This window comes from Acrocarpospora catenulata (assembly GCF_018476525.1).
GTDB lineage: Bacteria > Actinomycetota > Actinomycetes > Streptosporangiales > Streptosporangiaceae > Acrocarpospora > Acrocarpospora catenulata.
This window is the reverse complement of the sequence record NZ_JAHCST010000008.1, coordinates 92,795-107,446: the sequence shown is the minus strand read 5'-3', so window position 1 is coordinate 107,446 and position 14,652 is coordinate 92,795. Positions and strand designations below refer to the sequence as shown.

Sequence of the window (14,652 nt, the reverse complement as noted above, 5' to 3'; positions counted from 1 at the left end):
CACCGAATTGTCGAATTTCAACTTTCGAAGCGCTTCGACGAAATTTCGATGCGATCGACCGTTTTCCGAATGGAAACGGAGTTACCGTAAATCTGCGTCTCTTCACAGGAAACACCTGCAGATAGAAATCTTCACCGGCGCAGGTCAAGCCACGGCGGGCAGCACGCTCCCGGTGAATGTTTCACCGGCGGCCACGCCATCACCCGCAGCTGAAACTTTCTTACCTCCGATGAACGCTTCATGCGCAGGAGCAGGTCAGCGGAGCAGCCTGGGGAAACGTCCTGTACACCTACGGGTGATCACGCCAAACATGGGAGCGCTCCCGACCTGACCCGGGAGCTCCTTCCATGGAGGCTTGAAGTGAAGAGACTGCGTTTATGGACTCTGTCCACAGCGGCGGCGCTGCTGGCCGCGATCGGGGTGACCGTCGCCCCGGCCCAAGCGGCGGTCGCCTGTTCCGTGACCTACACCAAGGCCTGGGACAACGGCAGCGGATTCGGCGCCAACATCACGATCAACAACCTCGGCGACGCGGTCAGCCCGTGGACGCTGCGCTATACCTGGCCCGGTAACCAGCGGGTCACCGACGGCTGGAGCGGAACCTGGACCCAGTCGGGCGCGAACGTGACGGTGACCGCCCCGGGATGGGCCCCTGGCCTGGGATCGGGAGCCGGCATCACCGTCGGCTTCAACGGCAGCTACACCGGCACCAACACCAACCCGACCACTTTCACCCTCAACGGCGTGACCTGCGGCGGCTCGCCGAGCCCCACCCCCACGCCATCCCCGACACCCACCCCGACCCCAACCCCGACGCCCAGCCCGACACCGACCCCGACGCCCACGCCGACCCCGCCGCCCGGCAACGCGCGCGCCATCGTGGCCGCGATGCAGCCCGGCTGGAACCTGGGCAACTCCCTCGACGCCACCGGTAGCGGCGAAACCTCATGGGGCAACCCGCAGATCACGCAGGCGCTGCTCCGCAACATCAAGGCGCAGGGCTTCAACAGCATCCGGATCCCGGTGACCTGGGGCCAGTACCAGGGTGGCGCGCCCAGCTACACCATCAACGCGACGCACATGAACCGGGTGAAAGAGGTCGTGGACTGGGCCCTCGCCGAGGGCTTCTACGTAATGATCAACATCCACCACGACTCCTGGCAGTGGATCAACAACATGCCGGGCGACCGGACGAACGTCCTCGCCCGTTACAACGCGACCTGGACCCAGATCGCCACCACGTTCCGGAACTCCTCCGCCAAGCTGCTCTTCGAGAGCGTCAACGAGCCGCAGTTCACCGGCAGCTCCGGCGACGCCCAGAACGCGACGCTGCTGAACGAGCTCAACACGTCCTTCCGGAACATCGTCCGCCAGTCGGGCGGCAACAACGCGACCCGGCTCCTGGTCCTGCCGACCCTGCACACCTCGGCCGACCAGGCCAGGCTCAACGAGCTGGTCACCACGTTCAACGCGATGAACGACCCCAACCTCGTCGCGACCGTGCACTTCTACGGATACTGGCCGTTCAGCGTGAACATCGCCGGCGGCACCCGCTTCGACGCCACCGTGCAGCAGGACCTGATCGACCAGTTCGACCGGGCGTACAACGCCTTCGTGGCCCGCGGCATCCCCGTGATCATCGGTGAGTACGGCCTGCTGGGCTTCGACCGCCACACCGGCACGATCGAGCAGGGCGAGAAACTGAAGTTCTTCGAGTACCTCGGCTACTACGCCAGGTTCCGGCAGCTCACCACCATGCTGTGGGACAACGGCCAGCACTTCGGCCGCACCTCGTTCCAGTGGTCCGACCCCGAACTGTTCGGGCAGATCAAGTCCAGCTGGACGACCCGCTCGGGCACGGCCTCCTCGGACCAGGTGTACAACGCGAGGTCGTCCGCCATCAGCAGCAAGACGCTCACGCTGAACCTGAACGGCACCACGTTCCAGGGCCTCAGGCAGGGCAGCACCGATCTGGTGAACGGCACCGACTACACCGTCTCGGGCAGCCAGCTCACCCTCACGGCCTCGGCGCTCACCCGGCTGACGGGCTCCCGCGCGTACGGCGTGAACGCGACGCTGTCGGCCAGGTTCTCCCAGGGCGTCCCGTGGCGGATCGACATCCTCAGCTACGACACGCCGATCCTGCAGAACTCGACCGGCGTGACGGGCAACTTCACCATCCCCACCCAGTTCAGGGGTGACCAGCTCGCCACGATGGAGGCCAAGTACGCCAACGGCACCAACGCCGGCCCCCAGAACTGGACGTCGTTCAAGGAGTTCGACGTCACGTTCGCACCCAACTACAGCTCCAACACCATCACCCTGAAGCCGGACTTCTTCGGCGAGGTCAACGACGGCCAGCGGGTGACGCTCACCTTCCACTTCTGGAGCGGCACGACCGTGAACTACTACATCACCAAGTCGGGCTCCACGGTCACCGGCACCACCAGCTGACCGAACAACCCCCAGCCCGGCGGGGCTACCCCCCGCCGGGCCATTCTGGCCGGCGCACTCGACCTGGAGTCACCGCAACCCTTGTAAGTCAGACCACTTCGAATGTGCTCATCATGGCCATGTCCTCGTGTTCCAGGTTGTGGCAGTGCAGGACATAGCGGCCCCGATAGCCGGTGAAGCGGGTGATGATCTCCACGGACTGGGTCTCTCGCAGCTCGACCGTGTCCTTCCACTCCGGGGGCCCGTCCCTGCGTTCGCCGGCTACCGACAGCACCTGGAAGGGGGCCAGGTGGAGGTGGACCGGATGGGAGACGTCGCTGGTGAGCCGCCAGATCTCCACCTGGCCGAGCCTCGGCCGGGCGTCGACGCGCCGGGCGTCGAAGGGCATGCCATTGATCAGCCAGCCGGTTCCGCCGTGCATGCCGCCGCTGGTGAACTCGAAATCGCGGGTCACCGCGGCCCGTGCCGGGTCGAGCGCCTCGACGCGCGACAGCGTCGCCGGGATCGCCGAGTCGTCACGGGCGGCGCGGTCCACGGTGAAGCGCATGATCCCGGCCTGCGGTCCCTCGCCGGCGAGGTTGCGGAGTTCGACGTGGTCGCCGACCCGGTACGCGGCGAAGTCGACCACCACATCCGCGCGTTCGCCCGGCGCCAGCCGTACCTGACGCAACGATCGCGGCGTCGCGAGCAGGCCCCCGTCACTGCCGATCTGCGTGAAGGCACCGCCGGACGACAGCGCGAGCTCGTAGGTGCGGGCGTTGGACCCGTTGAGCAGCCGGAGCCGGTAGCGGGCGCCGGCTACCCGCAACTGCGGCCAGGGGACGCCGTTGACCAGGATGACGTCGCCGAGCACGCCGCCCATGAACGCCTCGGCCGCGCCGGGGCCGTCGGCGCGGGCCGGATAGGGCATGGTGCCGTCGGCGTTGAAGGACCTGTCGCAGATCAGCAGCGGCACGTCCCGCTCGCCCGAGGGCAGCGGCAGCGAGGCCTCCTCATCGTCACCGACCAGGAAGAACCCGGCCAGACCGCGCCACACCTGGGGTCCGGTGTAGTCCATGCGGTGGTCGTGGTACCAGAGCGTGGCCGCCCGCTGGTCGAGCGGGAAGACGTAGTCGCGGTGCGTGCCCGGCTGGACCAGGTCCGTGGGGTACCCGTCGGACTCCGGCGGGGTGTGCCCGCCGTGCAGGTGGGTCACGGTGGGCTGGCCCAGGGTGTTGGTGACGCGCACGACCGTCCGGCGGCCGCTGCGCGCCTTGATGGTGGGTCCGGGGAACTGCCCGCCGTACCCCCAGACAGGGGTACGCAGGCCGGGCAGGATCTCCACCTCGGCCGTACGCTGAATCAGCTCGTAGTAGTCGGCCTGGCCGTCGGTCCGGTACGGCACGGCCACCGCGGGCAGCGGCAGCGGCACGGTGTACGGCGTGGGCAGCGGCGCGCTGCTGGACAACATCCTGGGCTGCGGGCTACGGCCCAGTAGCGAGCACCCCGAGACGGCGGCGACCGCGCCCAGGCCGAACAGGCGCAGGGCATCCCGGCGGGTGAACGTCATGCCACGGCCACGGGCGTACGGCGCTCGGCCCAGACCTGGCCGAACCGCAGCAGGCTCACGCCGAACATCACCACCCCGAGCGGCACGTGCAGGCTCTTCACATGCGCGATGCCCAAGGCGATCTGCACGATCGTCATCGCGACCGCGCCGACGGCGGGCAGGATCACGTTCCGCTGCCGGGTGGTGATCGCCGCGACCAGGTGCAGCAGCACCGTGACCACCACGGCGATCGCCGAGACGCTGTGCAGCGCGCGCCCGCCGGGTGAGGACAGCAGCAGCCCGGCGGTGACGGCCTGGAGGAGGAGCGCGATTGTCTGCAGGGTGATCGCGATACGCACAAACATGGTTTCCTCGACGGGGTGCGGGAAATAGCGACGACGGGCAATGCTCGTCCAGTCCTGGGCCGAAGGCGTCCCACCAGGGGAGGCATCGCCCGTACGGCATCGGGACCAGGTTCCGGCGATCTACCACCCTGGGAGTAGCCGCACATACGACACCGCGCGGATGAGGCCGTCCGGGTATCGCCCGTAAAGTGCTGGAATGCTGTTCGAGCTGAGGCGGCATAAGACGGTGCCCGATGTCGCCCTCGCGGTGGCTCTCACCGCCGTGCAGATCGCCAGTGCCGCCTCGGTGCCCGGCACCGGCCCGCTGAGCTATGCGGCGATCGCGGCCGGTTGCCTCGCTCTGGCCGTACGCGGCCGTGCCCCGGTCCCGGTCCTGCTGGTCACCACCGCGTGCATGCTCGCCTACGCCGTGGCCGCCGCCCCCGCCCAGCAGGCGGCCTTCCCCGTCCTGATCGCCGTCTACACCGCGGCGAGGCACGACCGGCGGCTGCTCGCGGCGGCCGCGGGCGCCGTGTTCCTGTCCGGCTCGCTGGCGGCGAGCCTGGCCGGCGCGGCCCAGCCCACCCGGGCGATCGTGGAGCAGACGGTCCTCCTGCTGGGCTGGTTCCTGGCCGCCGTGATCGGCGGCACGGTGAGCCGCCACCGGGCGGCCTACCTTGAGCAGGCCGAACAGCGGGCCGCCGAGGCCGAGCGCACCCGCGAGGAGGCGGCCAGGCGCAGAGCCGGTGAGGAACGGCTGCGGATCGCCCGCGAGCTGCACGACTCGCTCACCCACAGCATCTCGGTCATCAAGGTGCAGGCCGGGGTGGCCATTCACCTGGCCCGCAAACACGGCGAGGAGGTGCCCGAGGCGCTGCTGGCCATCCGGGAGGCCGGCGCCGACGCCATGCGTGAGCTGCGCGCCACCCTGGAGGCCCTGCGCGACGCCACCGGCGAGCCGCCGGGCAGCGGCCTGGACCAGCTGGACAGCCTGGTCGATCGGGTGCGTTCGGCGGGCCTGCCCACCACCGTGACGATCAGCGGCGAGACCCGCAGGCTGCCCGCGGCCGTGAACCGGGCCGCCTACCGCATCGTCCAGGAGGCCCTGACGAACGTCTCCCGGCACGCCGGCCCCGCCACCGCCGCGGTGACCATCAGCTACGAGCCGCAGGAGCTCGCGGTGCGCGTCGAGGACGACGGGCTGGGCTCACCCCTCCTGTCGCCCACCCCCGGCAACGGCCTGATCGGCATGCGCGAACGCGTCACCGCGCTCGGCGGTCGCCTGCAGGCCCATCCTCGCCCGCAGGGCGGCTTCTCCGTCCACGCCCAGCTTCCCATCAAGGACCTGCCGTGATCCGCGTCCTCCTCGTCGACGACCAGCCCCTGATCCGCGCCGGATTCCGCGCCCTGCTGGAGGCCGAGGACGACATCGAGGTCGTCGGCGAGGCGTCCGAGGGCGCCCAGGGCCTGGCTCTGGCCCGGCGGCACCTGCCCGACGTCGCGCTGGTCGACGTGCAGATGCCCGGGATGGACGGCATCGAGACGACCAGGCGGATCGCCGGCGACCCGGACCTGTCCGGCGTCCATGTGATCATCCTGACCAACTACGGGCTGGACGAGTACGTCTACGAGGCGCTGCGCGCGGGCGCCACCGGATTCCTGGTGAAGGACACCGACCCGGCCGACCTGCTGCACGGGATCCAGGTGGCCGCCCGCGGGGACGCCCTGCTGTCACCGGCCATCACCCGCCGCCTCATCGGCGAGTTCGTCGCCCGCCGCCCGCACCCGGTTCCGGCGGGGCTGCCTCACCTGACCGACCGCGAACGCGAGGTGACCGCGCTGGCCGCCCAGGGGTTGTCCAACGACGAGATCGCCGCCCACCTGGTGATCAGCCCCGCCACCGTGAAGACCCATGTCAGCCGCGCCATGATGAAAGTCCACGCCCGCGACCGCGCCCAACTCGTCGTCTTCGCCTACCAGTCCGGCCTGACCAGCCCGGGAGGCTGACCGGAACGCGTTCTACCAGGACCTATACCGGACCTATACCGGCGTCTTCGATGCTCGGCCAAGCACGCGAAGAGAAGCGGGCTTCATGAAGATGGGAGCGCTCCCACACGACTGGGCCTCGCGAGGGGTGATGTTGTTGGAGTTCGACGTTCTCGGGCCGCTGCGGGCGAGCCGCGACGGGGTGCCCGTCCCGCTGGGCGCGGCGATGCTGCGACGCCTGCTGGCGACCCTGCTGTGCACGCCGGGCCGGCCGGTGGCGGTGCCGACGCTGATCGAGGCCCTGTGGGGGAACGATCCGCCGCGCAGCGCGCACAAGACCCTTCAGGTGTACGTGCTGCGGCTCAGGCAGGCGATGGGCGAGCACGACCGCATCGTCCACGGCACCGGTGGCTACGCCGCCACCGTGCTGCCGCCGGAGCTGGACGCGCTGCGCTTCCACGAGCTCACGGCGGCGGGGCGGGCCGCCAGGAGGAAGGCGGATCTGCCGAGGGCGGGGACGTTGTTCCAGCGTGCGCTGGACCTGTGGCGGGGGCCCGCGTACGCCGACATCGGGGACGCGGCGCTGGTGGCGGACGAGGCGCGGCGGCTCGAGGAGGAGCGGCTGCTCACCCACGAGGAACTGGCCGCCGTCAACCTGGCCCTGGGCCGCCACGCGGAGCTGGTCACCGGCCTGACCGAGATGGCCGAGCTGCATCCGTACCGGGAACGGCTGCACGCCTGTCTGATGCTGGCGCTCTGCCACGCCGGGCGCCAGGCCGAGGCGTTACGGGTCTACCAGCGGACGCGAACCGTGCTGGGCGAGGAACTCGGCGTGGAGCCCGGCTGGATGCTGCAGCGGATGCACGAGGCGATCCTGCGGGGCGACCCGGCCGAGGTCGTCGACGAGATCCTCGGGCTGGACGGGGCGGCCCATCTCCCTGCCGAAGACGAGGCGTGCATCGGGCCCACGGCGGTCGCGCCGTGCCATCTGCCGCCGAACATCGCGGACTTCACCGGCCGGCACGAGATGGCCGCGTCGCTGCGCCTGTCGCTCACCGGCGCGGGCCACACGATGCCGGTCGTCGCGCTGTACGGCAGGGCGGGCGCCGGCAAGACGACGCTCGCCGTCCACGTCGCCCACCGCCTGCGGGAGACGTTCCCCGACGGCCAGCTCTACATCGACCTGAACGGAACCTGCCCGTGCCCGAGCGACCCGGCCGAGACGCTGGCGCACTTTCTGATCGCCCTCGGCGTGGACGAGCGGGCGGTGCCGTACGGGCTTGAGGAGCGCGGAAAACTGTTCCGTGCCCTCCTGGCCCCGCGCCGCGTGCTGGTGGTGCTGGACAACGCCGCGAGCGAGGAGCAGGTCAGGCCGCTCCTGCCGGGCAGTCCGAGCTGCGCCGTGCTGGTGACGAGCAGGCGCAGGCTGGCCGGACTGAGCGCCCGGTCCGCACGCGTCGGCACGCTCGACCCGGCATCCGCGTCGGCGCTGCTCGCGCGCATCGCCGGGCCGGACCGGGTGGCTGCCCAGCCCGCGGTCGCCGCCGAGATCCTGCGGCTCTGCGACCACCTTCCCCTGGCGATCAGGATCGCCGGGGCGAAACTGGCGCTACGCGAGCACTGGCGCCTCGAACACCTGGCGGACCGCCTGCGCGGCGAGCGGCAACGCCTGGCGGAGCTCGCCATCGGCGACCTGTCGGTACGGGCGAGCCTGGCCGCCGACTACCGCATGCTCGACGAGACCTCCCGGCGGGCCCTGCGCCTGCTCGGCCTGCTCGACGCCCCCGCCTTCGCCGCCTGGGTGCTCGCGGCGGCCCTCGACGTCCCCGTGTCCGAGGCGGAGACCTGCGCCGATCGGCTGGTGGACGCCCAGCTGCTGACCTGCGAGGGCAGCGACGGGGACGGACGGTTCCGCTACCGCTGCCATGATCTGGTGCGGCTCTACGCACGGGAACGCGCCGAACTGGAGGAAACCCCCGACGACCGGGACAAGGCGATCGCCCGTGTCCTGGGCGCGCTGCTCGCGCGGTGTTCCTAACGCTGGCTACGACAGCCTGCGCATGACGACGCCCAGCACCTCCTCCACCGGCAGGTAACCCCAGTCCCGCGAATCCCGGCTGGTGGGGCCGTCGCCGAGCACCACCAGCCGGCCGGCCGGGACCAGATCTCCCGGCGCGGCACGCACACCCGCCGTGACCTGGTCGGGCACCCGGTCACCCGGCATCGCGGCGATCCGCTTGATCAGCCACTCCGTCTCACGCAGCCGGGGGGCAGGTCTTGACGCGCCGCCCGGCTCGACCCGCCGGAAGACCACCACCTGACCGCGCCGCAGGGCCGCTTGCGCGCCGCGCCGTACCAGGACCCGATCTCCCGGCTGGTACGTCGGAACCATGCTCGTCCCCGCCACCCGTACCACGACGAAGCGGCGCCGGGCCACGATCGCCACCGCGACCACGACCAGCGACGACAACAGAATCGCTTGCATGATCAACCTTTCGGCCTGGGCTGCCGATCGGGATTCTGCGACGGCCCGGTTGCGCCGTGGTAGCGCGTCCGGTTGCGGCGTACCCGGATCGGCCGCAACCGTGGCGAAGGCCGCGCCGAGCATCCTCACAGGGCGGGCGGCCTCCCCGCCCGAATCAGTGAAGGGAGCACGCATGATCCGCACGCTGAACCGCCTGGGAGACCGGCTGCTCGAACGACTCCTTCCCGGAGCCGAAGCGCAGGCCGACAACTGTTTCGAGTACTGGGTGACGGGTGGCTGCACCCGGTACCGGGAGTGCTACCCCAACCCGACGGGTTTTCTCTGCATCAAGTACCACCGTCCCAGCTGCAGCAGCCCCTGGCAGAACATCGGCTACTGCTGACACGAGGTAACGGGGTACGGCGGCTCGGCGGCCTTCCCGCGCCCCTCGGGGGCGCCGGCCGCCGCGCCGGCCGTCGTGCTCCTCGACGACCTGTTCCGCTGAACGACACACGACCCTCGAAGCGAAGGGAACGCCCATGGCCGTCCTGGTCGCCGCCGTCATCCTGCTCGGCGGCCTCGTGCTGGTGAACCTGCTCCTGACCGGCGCGGTCATCAGGAAACTCCGAAAGATCACCAAGGACTCCCCCGCCGGGGGACTTCCCGTCAGCCCCGGCCTCGACGTGGGCGCCGAGATCCCGGCCTTCTCCGCGCTCACCGCCACGGACACCAAGGTCACCACGGACGACTTCGCGGGCGAGCGTACCCTCGTCGGGTTCTTCAGCACCGACTGCCGGCACTGCCTGCCGAAGGCGCCCGCCTTCGCCGCCACCGCCCGCGAGGCCGCGGCCGACGGCGTACGGGTGCTGGCGGTGGTGGTGGAGGGCCAGGAGAAGCCCGCGAACCTGCTCGCCGCGCTGACGGACGACGTGAGCGTGGTCGTCGAGGGCGAGGGTGGCGCGGTGGTGGACGCGTTCGCGGTCACGGCCTTCCCGTCGTTCTTCCTGGTCGGCCCCGACGCCACCATCGCCGCCAGCAGCCTGAAGCTGGAGCGGCTGCCCGTACCGTCCCGGACCTGACAGGGTGAGGTCACGACTCGGGCCGCTGCGGCTCACCTTGGCGCTCGTCTGGCGCGCCGGACCCGTACTCGCCCTGTCCCAGCTCGCCATGGCGGTCCTGACCGGCGCCTCCCCCGTCGCGATCACGTGGCTGACCAAACTGCTGATCGATCGCCTGACCGCCGGAGTGGGCCCCTCGACGACCCCGCTGGCCGCCGCGATGGCCGTACTCGGAGCGCTGACCGCGCTGCTGCCCCACCTGTCCGGGTACGTCCAGCGGGAGCAGCACCGCCGCATCGTCTGGCACACCAGCGACGAACTGTTCACCGCCGTCTGCCGCATGCAGGGGCTGACCAGGCTGGAGAACCCGCGGTTCCACGACCGGCTCCAGATGGCCCAGCAGTCCGCCCAGACCGCCCCGCAGCTCATCACCGAGTCAGGGCTGGGCGTGATCCGCAGCGGTGTCACCATCACCGGGCTGCTCGGCGCGCTCGCCACGCTGAGCCCGCTGCTGGCCGCCGTCGTGGCCGCGGCCACCGTACCCGAACTGATCATCCAGCTCCGGCTCAGCCGCCACCGCGCCCTCCTGAACTGGGAGGTGGCCCCCGCGGAACGCCGCCGGATGTTCTACCAGACGCTGATGCTCGACCATCAGGCCGCCAAGGAGATCCGGCTGTTCGGCATCGGCGACTTCCTGCGCCGGCGCATGCTGGGCGAGTTGGCCGCCCAGCAGCGGGCCGAACGCCGGGTGGACCTGACCGCCATCCGCTACAACGGAGCGCTGACCGCTCTCAGCACGATCATCGCGGGCGCCGCGCTGATCGTGCTGGTCTCCTGGATAGCGGCGGGCAAGGCCGGCATCGGCGACCTGGCCGTCCTCACCGCCGCCGTGGCGGGCACCCAGTCCGCCCTCTCCGGCATGGTGGTCCAGCTGGCCCATCTGACCGAGGCACTCGTCCTGGCCGGCCACTACGCCCACGTCGTGACCGCCGGACCCGACCTGCCGGAACCCGCCACCGGCGGCGACGTGCCCCCGCTGCGGCGCGGCATCGAACTCCGCGACCTGTGGTTCCGGTACGACGCCGACCACCCCTACGTGCTCCGGGGCGTGAACCTGACCATCCCGTACGGGCGAAGTGTGGCCCTGGTCGGCCTGAACGGCGCGGGCAAGAGCACCATCGTCAAGCTGCTGTGCCGCCTGTACGACCCCGAGCGCGGCAGCGTCCAATGGGACGGCACGGACCTGCGCGACCTGCGGATCGCCGGCCTGCGCCGCCGGATCGGAGCCGTGTTCCAGGACTACATGGCCTACGACCTCACCGCCGCCGAGAACATCGCCGTCGGCGCCGTCGACTCCCTCGACCAGCCGGAACGGCTCCACGAGGCGGCCAGCAGGGCGGACATCCACGACAAACTCATGAGCCTGCCCCGCGGCTACGACACCATCCTGTCGCGGTTCTTCGCCGCCAACCCGGACGAGGACCCCGGCCAGGGCGTGCTCCTGTCGGGTGGCCAGTGGCAGCGCGTCGCCCTCGCCCGCGCCCTCCTCCGCGCCGACACCGCCGACCTGCTCATCCTCGACGAGCCCAGCTCGGGCCTGGACCCCGACGCCGAACACGCCATCCACCAGCGACTCCGCGACTACCGGTCCGGGCGTACCAGTCTGCTCATCTCCCACCGCCTCAACACCGTGCGCGGCGCGGACCACATCGTCGTCCTCACCGACGGCCGGATCGCCGAAGAGGGCACCCACGACCAGCTGATGGCCCTCGACGGCGAGTACGCCCGCCTGTTCACCCGCCAGGCGGCCGACTTCCAGCTCACCCGGGGGAACGGCGGTTAGGGCTTGAACCACATGAGGGGGGCTTACGTTTCTGGGGCATGAGACTGAGAATGACCTTCCTTGTGGCCACGTTGTCGCTGGTCGCCGCCTGCGGGGGAACGGGGCCGGACACGACTGCTGTCGCCGCCGAGGACGGGCCGGCGCAGCCGGTCGCCTTGTGGGGGGCCGAAGGCGGGTTCGTGACCGCGACCATGAACGCGCTTCGTCCGCCACGGGTGGTGGTGTACAGCGACGGTCTGGTGATCGTTGACGCGACCAAGAAGCTCGACCTGACCAAGGCGCAGGTGGACGAGACCGTCGCGTCGATGGAGAAGTACCTGACCGGCCAGCCGCCGACCGCGACCCCGAAACCGGACGCGCCGATGGTGACCGACATCCCCACCACCATCCTCGGCGTACGGGCCAAGGACGGAAAGATGCTGGAGGTACGGGTCCCCGCGCTGGACCAGGTCGCGGACTACTACCCGAAGGAACTCTCGGACGCGAAGAAGCTGATGGACGGCCTGGCGAGCCGGGCCACCACGGAGGGTGCCGACTACACCGCCACCCGCGTCCGCATGGTCGCCGAGGGGGCGGCCTCGGCGGAGGGCACACCGCAGGCGTGGCCGGCGGGGGTCCCGGAGCCGTCAGGCACGGTGGAGCCGATCTGGCAGCAGGACCTCGACGAGGCAGCGTCAGGCGCGCTCATCAAGGCCGTTCCCGCCGGCCAGGAGTACGGCAAGGCGCTCTTCAAGACCAGCTCAGGAGCGGTCTTCGTGCTCTCCTGGCGGTACCTGCTGCCCGACGAATAGCCTCGCCGCCTCGATCGTCTGCTTCATCTCCGCCGCTCCGCGTTCGATGCGAATGCGGAACTCGGCGGCGAGCGAGTGCGGCAGAACATCGGTGGTCCAGATCAGCCGACCGGCACCATCCCCCTCAGACCGGACTTCGAATGAGGCATGGTGGTGCTCGGTCGGCGGCCGCGCGCCCTCGACGACGGAGTAGGCCAGCCGGCGGGCGTCATCGTCGATCGAGACGATCAGCTCACGGACCACATGCCCGTCGGGAAAGGTCAGGAACCGCTGGTCACCCTCGATCCGGGTGTCGCTGACCCGGCCGGGCAGCAGGCGTTCGTGCACCGCGCCGACGTCGCGCAGCACGTCCCAGATGTGCTCGGGGGGCGCGTCGATCACGATTTCGTGCCGGATGGAGGCCATGGGGCCAGGGACTCCTCACATGACAGGACAGGTCGTGATCAACCTAGCCGGAACCGGCTGTCATTTGCCGTGCGGGTCGGACGCGTTGAGCGTCGCGACGACCTGGTCGTAGTCGCCGCGCGCTTCGCCGTAGCGCAGGAACTTCACGCGCTCGACCTGGATTTCCCTCGCGTCGGGCTGGGCTTCGAGCAGCGCGACGACCTCCGCCACGAACTCCTCGAGCGGCATCGCGAACTCGCTGTCCTCCTGACCGGGCAGCAGCGCGGTACGGACGGACGGCGGCTCCAGTTCCACGACCCGCACGCTCGTGTCGGCCAACTGCAGCCTGATCGACTCGCTGAGCATGTGGATCGCGGCCTTGGACGCGTTGTAGCTCGGTGTGACCTTGAGCGGCGCGAACGCCAGGCCCGAGGAGACGGTGACGATGGTGGCGTCCGGCTGCTCCGTCAGGTGCTGGATGAACGCGGCGATGAGGCGGATCGGGCCGAGCAGGTTGGTGGTGATGACCGACTCGGCCGAGGCGAGGAACGACTCGGGCTTGCGCCAGTCCTCGACCCGCATGATCCCGGCCATCGTGACGAGGACGTTGAGATTCGGGTGCCTGGCCAGCACCTCGTTCGCCGCGGCGGCGATACTCGCGGGATCGGTCGTGTCGATCCGCACGGTGTCGACGCCGGGGTGCTCCGCGGCGATCCGCTCAAGCAGTTCGGCGCGCCGGCCGCCGACGATGACCGTGTTCCCCTTGTCCCGCAGCGCAAGGGCGAGAGCGAGGCCGATGCCGCTCGTGGCGCCCGGGATGAAGACGGTGTTTCCAGAGATTTCCATGTGCCCAGCCTGCGCGGCGGGCGGCCGCGTGTGCAGAGAGCGCTTATCGGGGGATCAGCGATCCCTGGTTCGTTTGCGCGGGGGGCGGATACTGAACACATGGACCGCGGAGCACTCGCCGACTTCCTGCGCCGCCGCCGTGAGGCGCTCCAGCCGAAGGACGTCGGGCTTCCCTCTGGCGCCCGCCGCCGCGCCCCGGGCCTGCGGCGCGAGGAGGTGGCGGCCCTCGCCGCGATGTCGACCGACTACTACACGCGGCTCGAACAGCAGCGCGGCCCCCAGCCCAGCGAGCAGATGCTCGCCTCGCTCGCCCGCGCGCTACGGCTGACGGGCGACGAGCGCGACTACCTGTTCCAGATAGCCGGACACAACCCCCCGGCGTCTACGGCGACCACGACGCACGTCGCCCCCGCGCTGCTGCGGGTGCTCGACCGCCTGGACGACACCCCGGCTCTCATCCTGTCCAACCTGGGCGAGACGCTGGTGCAGAACCGGATGGCCGCCGCCCTGTTCGGCGACAGGTCCGGCTACACCGGGCTCGCCCGCAGCGAGATCTACCGTTGGTTCACCGATCCCGCCGAACGGCTGCGCTACCCCGAGGACGACCGCGACAGGCAGAGCCAGGCCCAGGTCGCGAACCTGCGAGCCGCCTACGGATCGATGGGCCCCAAGTCCAGGGCCGGCGAACTCGTCCGGGCGCTGCAGAAGGTGAGCGCGGAGTTCGCCAGCCTGTGGGACCGGCACGAGGTGGCCAAGCGCTTCGCGGACCACAAGATCCTCATCCATCCCGAACTCGGCCCGATCGAACTGGACTGCCAGGTGCTGTTCACCGAGGACCAGTCCCAGGCCCTGCTCGTCCTCACCGCTCCGCCACGCACCGAGGGCTACGAGAAGCTGCAACTACTCGCCGTTCTGGGCCAGGAGCAGTTCACCGCCTCCCGGTGAAACCCCCGC

The 14,652-nt window shown here is 70.4% G+C and carries 14 protein-coding genes; 9 read left to right on the top strand and 5 right to left on the bottom strand.

Going from position 1 to position 14,652, the window contains the following annotated elements; translation table 11 throughout:
• The first annotated feature begins 360 nt into the window (after positions 1 to 360).
• Positions 361 to 2,454 carry a cellulase family glycosylhydrolase gene (locus KIP79_RS10615; protein WP_214104548.1) on the top strand — a complete coding sequence of 698 codons (2,094 nt, stop codon included), beginning with the start codon at positions 361 to 363 and terminating at the stop codon, positions 2,452 to 2,454.
• 88 nt (positions 2,455 to 2,542) lie between these two features.
• Here the strand turns inward: KIP79_RS10615 and KIP79_RS10610 are convergent, their stop codons facing one another.
• Positions 2,543 to 4,003: a multicopper oxidase family protein gene (locus KIP79_RS10610; RefSeq protein WP_214104547.1), complete on the bottom strand. Its 1,461-nt coding sequence runs from the start codon at positions 4,001 to 4,003 to the stop codon at positions 2,543 to 2,545.
• Positions 4,000 to 4,347: a hypothetical protein gene (locus KIP79_RS10605; RefSeq protein WP_214104546.1), complete on the bottom strand. Its 348-nt coding sequence runs from the start codon at positions 4,345 to 4,347 to the stop codon at positions 4,000 to 4,002. The genes KIP79_RS10610 and KIP79_RS10605 overlap by 4 nt, the downstream gene beginning before the upstream one ends.
• Positions 4,348 to 4,543: 196 nt before the next feature.
• On the opposite strand from KIP79_RS10605, the gene KIP79_RS48930 reads away from it, so the two are divergent.
• The 3 genes from KIP79_RS48930 to KIP79_RS10590 all read left to right on the top strand — a co-directional run bounded on the left by KIP79_RS48930 (position 4,544) and on the right by KIP79_RS10590 (position 8,350).
• Positions 4,544 to 5,680, top strand: coding sequence for a sensor histidine kinase (locus tag KIP79_RS48930; protein WP_214104545.1), 1,137 nt, complete (start codon positions 4,544 to 4,546; stop codon positions 5,678 to 5,680).
• Positions 5,677 to 6,333: a response regulator gene (locus tag KIP79_RS10595; RefSeq protein ID WP_214104544.1), complete on the top strand. Its 657-nt coding sequence runs from the start codon at positions 5,677 to 5,679 to the stop codon at positions 6,331 to 6,333. Before KIP79_RS48930 ends, KIP79_RS10595 begins: the two co-directional genes overlap by 4 nt.
• 85 nt (positions 6,334 to 6,418) lie before the next feature.
• Positions 6,419 to 8,350 carry an AfsR/SARP family transcriptional regulator gene (locus tag KIP79_RS10590; RefSeq protein WP_214104543.1) on the top strand — a complete coding sequence of 644 codons (1,932 nt, stop codon included), beginning with the start codon at positions 6,419 to 6,421 and terminating at the stop codon, positions 8,348 to 8,350.
• 6 nt (positions 8,351 to 8,356) lie between these two features.
• Here KIP79_RS10590 and KIP79_RS10585 read toward each other — a convergent pair whose 3' ends face one another.
• Positions 8,357 to 8,797, bottom strand: a complete 441-nt coding sequence (locus KIP79_RS10585) for a S26 family signal peptidase (RefSeq protein ID WP_214104542.1) — start codon at positions 8,795 to 8,797, stop codon at positions 8,357 to 8,359.
• Positions 8,798 to 8,969: 172 nt separating this feature from the next.
• On the opposite strand from KIP79_RS10585, the gene KIP79_RS10580 reads away from it, so the two are divergent.
• From KIP79_RS10580 to KIP79_RS10565, 4 genes are all read left to right on the top strand, one after another.
• Positions 8,970 to 9,179, top strand: coding sequence for a hypothetical protein (locus tag KIP79_RS10580; protein ID WP_214104541.1), 210 nt, complete (start codon positions 8,970 to 8,972; stop codon positions 9,177 to 9,179).
• A gap of 136 nt (positions 9,180 to 9,315) precedes the next feature.
• Positions 9,316 to 9,855, top strand: coding sequence for a peroxiredoxin family protein (locus KIP79_RS10575; RefSeq protein WP_214104540.1), 540 nt, complete (start codon positions 9,316 to 9,318; stop codon positions 9,853 to 9,855).
• A gap of 4 nt (positions 9,856 to 9,859) precedes the next feature.
• Positions 9,860 to 11,677, top strand: a complete 1,818-nt coding sequence (locus KIP79_RS49350) for an ABC transporter ATP-binding protein (RefSeq protein WP_214104539.1) — start codon at positions 9,860 to 9,862, stop codon at positions 11,675 to 11,677.
• A 38-nt stretch (positions 11,678 to 11,715) separates the two neighbouring features.
• The gene (locus tag KIP79_RS10565; RefSeq protein WP_214104538.1) at positions 11,716 to 12,468 is read left to right on the top strand and encodes a hypothetical protein; all 753 of its coding nucleotides are present in this window, start codon (positions 11,716 to 11,718) and stop codon (positions 12,466 to 12,468) included.
• On the opposite strand, the gene KIP79_RS10560 is transcribed toward KIP79_RS10565, so the two are convergent.
• Positions 12,418 to 12,873: an SRPBCC family protein gene (locus KIP79_RS10560; protein WP_214104537.1), complete on the bottom strand. Its 456-nt coding sequence runs from the start codon at positions 12,871 to 12,873 to the stop codon at positions 12,418 to 12,420. The two genes, KIP79_RS10565 and KIP79_RS10560, sit on opposite strands and share 51 nt — an antisense overlap.
• 60 nt (positions 12,874 to 12,933) lie before the next feature.
• Positions 12,934 to 13,698 carry an SDR family oxidoreductase gene (locus KIP79_RS10555; RefSeq protein ID WP_214104536.1) on the bottom strand — a complete coding sequence of 255 codons (765 nt, stop codon included), beginning with the start codon at positions 13,696 to 13,698 and terminating at the stop codon, positions 12,934 to 12,936.
• Positions 13,699 to 13,797: 99 nt separating this feature from the next.
• On the opposite strand from KIP79_RS10555, the gene KIP79_RS10550 reads away from it, so the two are divergent.
• Complete coding sequence (locus KIP79_RS10550; RefSeq protein WP_214104535.1) at positions 13,798 to 14,643, top strand: helix-turn-helix transcriptional regulator; 846 nt, start codon at positions 13,798 to 13,800, stop codon at positions 14,641 to 14,643.
• Positions 14,644 to 14,652 lie beyond the last annotated feature (9 nt).

Excerpts from the sequence above, each read along its gene's own strand:
- KIP79_RS10580 (WP_214104541.1), top strand. The coding sequence starts at position 8,970 with ATGATCCGCACGCTGAACCGCCTGGGAGACCGGCTGCTCGAACGACTC.
- KIP79_RS10575 (WP_214104540.1), top strand. The coding sequence starts at position 9,316 with ATGGCCGTCCTGGTCGCCGCCGTCATCCTGCTCGGCGGCCTCGTGCTG.
- KIP79_RS10565 (WP_214104538.1), top strand. The coding sequence starts at position 11,716 with ATGAGACTGAGAATGACCTTCCTTGTGGCCACGTTGTCGCTGGTCGCC.
- KIP79_RS10555 (WP_214104536.1), bottom strand. The coding sequence starts at position 13,698 with ATGGAAATCTCTGGAAACACCGTCTTCATCCCGGGCGCCACGAGCGGC.
- KIP79_RS10550 (WP_214104535.1), top strand. The coding sequence starts at position 13,798 with ATGGACCGCGGAGCACTCGCCGACTTCCTGCGCCGCCGCCGTGAGGCG.
- KIP79_RS10560 (WP_214104537.1), bottom strand. The coding sequence starts at position 12,873 with ATGGCCTCCATCCGGCACGAAATCGTGATCGACGCGCCCCCCGAGCAC.
- KIP79_RS10590 (WP_214104543.1), top strand. The coding sequence starts at position 6,419 with ATGAAGATGGGAGCGCTCCCACACGACTGGGCCTCGCGAGGGGTGATG.
- KIP79_RS10605 (WP_214104546.1), bottom strand. The coding sequence starts at position 4,347 with ATGTTTGTGCGTATCGCGATCACCCTGCAGACAATCGCGCTCCTCCTC.
- KIP79_RS10610 (WP_214104547.1), bottom strand. The coding sequence starts at position 4,003 with ATGACGTTCACCCGCCGGGATGCCCTGCGCCTGTTCGGCCTGGGCGCG.
- KIP79_RS10585 (WP_214104542.1), bottom strand. The coding sequence starts at position 8,797 with ATGCAAGCGATTCTGTTGTCGTCGCTGGTCGTGGTCGCGGTGGCGATC.
- KIP79_RS48930 (WP_214104545.1), top strand. The coding sequence starts at position 4,544 with ATGCTGTTCGAGCTGAGGCGGCATAAGACGGTGCCCGATGTCGCCCTC.